The organism is Pseudoxanthobacter sp., from assembly GCF_036822375.1.
GTDB lineage: Bacteria > Pseudomonadota > Alphaproteobacteria > Rhizobiales > Segnochrobactraceae > Pseudoxanthobacter.
This window is the reverse complement of the sequence record NZ_DAISHT010000293.1, coordinates 1-3,481: the sequence shown is the minus strand read 5'-3', so window position 1 is coordinate 3,481 and position 3,481 is coordinate 1. Positions and strand designations below refer to the sequence as shown.

Sequence of the window (3,481 nt, the reverse complement as noted above, 5' to 3'; positions counted from 1 at the left end):
CTGCTCGCCTCCATTCTCACCATGATCGCGCTGTTCTCCATCAACCTGCGCGTCATGGGCCGGCCGAATGTCGCCCTCATCAACCAGAAGACCGTGCTGTCGCCGTTCGAAGGGCTGTTCGGCCTGCCGGATTACTGGGTGCGCCCGATCATGCTGGCGGTGCTGGTGGTGCTGGTGGTGGTGCTGCTGGCGCGCTTCCTGACCTCCGAGTTCGGGCTCGCCATGCGGGCCACCGGCGCCAATGCCCGCATGGCGCGGGCGCAGGGCGTTTCCACCAGCCTGCACACCTATGTCGGCATGGGGCTTTCCAACGCGCTGGTCGGGCTGGCGGGCGCGCTGTTCGCCCAGATCAACGGCTTTGCCGATGTCACCGTGGGCGTCGGCACCATCGTGGTCGGCCTTGCCGCCGTCATCGTCGGCGAAACGCTGCTGCCGAGCCGCACATTGTGGATTGCGCTCACCGCCTGCGTCGTGGGGTCGGTCATCTACCGCATCTGCATCCAGTTCGCCCTTTCCGCCGATGCCATCGGCCTGCAGGCCTCCGACCTCAATCTGGTCACCGCCGTGCTGGTGGCCGTGGCGCTGGTGCTGCCGCGCCTCAGGAAATCCGGGAGGGCGGCATGAGCTCCGTCACAGTCAGTCCGGCCCGTCCGGGTGCGGCCGGCGCGGATGCCGCCGCCGCCCACATGATCCGCATCGACGATATCGGCATCACCTTCGGCCGCGGCACGCCGCTGGAAAAGAAGGCGATCGACACCATCGATCTGAGCATCCCGGAAGGCCAGTTCGTCACCGTGATCGGCTCCAACGGCGCCGGCAAGTCGACGCTGCTGGGTGCGCTCGCCGGCGATGTCGGCGTCACCCGCGGCCGCATCCTGATCGGCGGCACGGATGTGACGCGGTGGTCCACCGCCCGGCGTGCCGGCCTTGTGGCGCGCGTGTTTCAGGATCCGCTTGCCGGCTCGTGCGCCAACCTCACCATTGAGGAGAACATGGCGCTGGCCGCCAGCCGCGGCCGGCTGCGCGGTTTCGGCCCGGCGGCCACAGCGGGCCGGCGGCGGCTGTTCGCCGAGCGCATCGCCACGCTGGGTCTTGGCCTTGAAAACCGCCTGAAGGACCGCATGGGCCTGCTTTCGGGCGGCCAGCGGCAGGCCGTATCGCTGGTCATGGCCACGCTCTCGCCCTGCAAAGTGCTGCTGCTGGACGAGCACACCGCTGCGCTCGATCCGCATATGGCCGATTTCGTGCTGTCCCTTACCGCCCGGCTGGTGACCGAACACCGCCTGACGGCACTGATGGTGACGCACTCCATGAAACAGGCGCTGGCCGTGGGCAGCCGCACCTTCATGCTGCACGAGGGCAAGGTCGTGCTGGACGTGGCGGGCAATGCCCGCGCCGGCCTCGGTGTCGACGATCTCGTCGCCATGTTCCGCAAGGTGCGCGGGCAGGAGATCGAAGACGACGCGCTGCTGATGGGCTGACCGGCGATGCGCTTTGCCGCCCCTCTCGCCGAAGGCCGGCTGATCCGCCGCTACAAGCGCTTTCTGGCCGATGTGGAATTTCCCGGCGGCGTCGTGGAAACGGTGCACTGCGCCAATCCCGGCGCCATGACCGGCCTCAACGCGCCCGGCAGCCGGGTGTTCGTGTCGCGCTCCGATAACCCGAAGCGCAAGCTGCCGCTGTCGCTGGAACTGCTGGAGGCCGACGGCGTGCTCGTCGGCATCAACACCGCTCACCCGAACGCCCTCGTGGCCGATGCCATCGCCGCCGGCGCGCTGGCGCCCTTTACCGGCTATGCGCGGCTGCGCCGCGAGGTTGCCTATGGCGAGCGCAGCCGCGTCGACATCCTGCTGGAAGACGATGCCCGGCCCCGCGCCTATGTGGAAGTGAAGAACGTGCACCTGATGCGCAGGCCCGGCGCGGCGGAATTTCCCGATTCCGTCACCGCGCGCGGCGCCCGGCATCTGGCGGAACTGTCGGCCATGGTGGCGCAGGGCCACCGCGCGGCGATGGTGTTTCTCATCCAGCGCCCCGATGCCCGCACGATGGCCATTGCCGCCGACATCGACCCGGCCTATGCGAAGGCATTCGCCGCGGCGCGGGCGGCCGGCGTGGAGGCCTATGCCTGGCGTTGTGCCATCACCCCCGAAGCCATTACAGTGACGGACGCCGTGGCAATCGTGTAGACCGGCAGCGCCGGCCCGCACCGGCAGGGCAGCGACCGCCGCACGGTGCGACGGCCGGGCCCCCTGCCCGGAACGGATCGCCGGCCCCGTGCAGGGCCGTGCGGGGGTTCCTATATGGGGTTCCTGAATGTCTGGCCGAACCGTGCCGCACTCCGGCCGCAGCGGTGCCGCCGGGCACCGCCCGGGCCGTCGCGGCAGCGCCGGCGGACATGACCGGCTGAGAAGGATTGGACCGTTTGAGATGGTGACCTATGTGGATGCGGCGACCGCGCCGCTGAAGAATACCGGCCAGATTCGTCTTTACGACAAGGCCGCGTTCGAAGGCATGATGCGTGCCGGACAGGTGACGGCGCGCTGCCTCGATGCGCTCGACGATATCGTCAGGCCGGGGGTTACCACCGATGCCATCGACCGATTCGTCTATGAATTCGGGCTGGAGAACGACGCCTTTCCGGCGACGCTTTATTATCGCGGCTATCGCCGCTCCACCTGCACCTCGATCAACCATGTGGTGTGCCACGGCATTCCCAACGACAAGCCGCTGCGCGAGGGCGAAATCGTCAACATCGACGTCACCTACATCGTCGATGGCTGGCATGGCGATTCCAGCCGTATGTATGCGGTCGGCAACCTGCGGCGCGCCGCCGAACGGCTGCTGGAGGTGACCTATGAGTCGCTGCTGCGCGGCATCGCGGCCGTGAAGCCGGGCAACACCACCGGCGACATCGGCTATGCCATCCAGTCCTATGTGGAGGGCGAGCGCTGCTCGGTGGTGCAGGATTTCTGCGGCCACGGTCTCGGGCGGCTGTTCCACGATGTGCCGAACATCCTGCATTACGGCCGCCCGGGCGAGGGCGTGGAACTGAAGCCGGGCATGATCTTCACCATCGAGCCGATGGTGAATCTGGGCCGCCCGCATGTGAAGGTGCTGTCCGACGGCTGGACCGCGGTGACCCGCGACCGCTCGCTGTCGGCGCAGTACGAGCACGCCGTCGGCGTGACGGAAACCGGCTGCGAGATTTTCACCACCTCGCCTGCCGGCATCTTCCCGCCGCGCTCGCTGCGCGGCTGAGATCGGGAGGGGCGCCGATGGCCGACGACGAGGCCGGTGCGTCCGGGGCCCGGCGGCCGGCCGGCCTTTCCGAAGCCGGCCGCAAGATTGACGGCGAAGGCCATCGCGACCGGCTCCGGCAGCGTTTTCGCACTGCCGGAGCCGATGCGCTGGCCGATTACGAGCTTCTGGAGATGGTGCTGTTCCGCTCCATCCCCAGGCGCGACACGAAGCCGCTAGCCAA

Annotated in this window: 4 protein-coding genes and 1 pseudogene; all 5 read left to right on the top strand. The window is 68.4% G+C overall.

Annotated elements, in window-relative coordinates:
• On the top strand, positions 1 to 624 hold a 624-nt coding region (locus V7067_RS16660), incomplete at its 5' end, for an ABC transporter permease (RefSeq protein WP_334177014.1).
• A gap of 62 nt (positions 625 to 686) precedes the next feature.
• Positions 687 to 1,481 carry an ABC transporter ATP-binding protein gene (locus V7067_RS16655; RefSeq protein WP_334177015.1) on the top strand — a complete coding sequence of 265 codons (795 nt, stop codon included), beginning with the start codon at positions 687 to 689 and terminating at the stop codon, positions 1,479 to 1,481.
• Between the two features lie 6 nt (positions 1,482 to 1,487).
• Entirely contained in the window at positions 1,488 to 2,186 is a 699-nt protein-coding gene (gene sfsA / locus V7067_RS16650) for a DNA/RNA nuclease SfsA (RefSeq protein ID WP_334177013.1), read from the top strand.
• 241 nt (positions 2,187 to 2,427) lie between these two features.
• Positions 2,428 to 3,258: a type I methionyl aminopeptidase gene (gene map / locus V7067_RS16645; protein WP_334177012.1), complete on the top strand. Its 831-nt coding sequence runs from the start codon at positions 2,428 to 2,430 to the stop codon at positions 3,256 to 3,258.
• A gap of 17 nt (positions 3,259 to 3,275) precedes the next feature.
• Positions 3,276 to 3,481: pseudogene (locus tag V7067_RS16640) on the top strand (hypothetical protein); the annotation flags it as partial.

Excerpts from the sequence above, each read along its gene's own strand:
- V7067_RS16655 (WP_334177015.1), top strand. The coding sequence starts at position 687 with ATGATCCGCATCGACGATATCGGCATCACCTTCGGCCGCGGCACGCCG.
- map (WP_334177012.1), top strand. The coding sequence starts at position 2,428 with ATGGTGACCTATGTGGATGCGGCGACCGCGCCGCTGAAGAATACCGGC.
- sfsA (WP_334177013.1), top strand. The coding sequence starts at position 1,488 with ATGCGCTTTGCCGCCCCTCTCGCCGAAGGCCGGCTGATCCGCCGCTAC.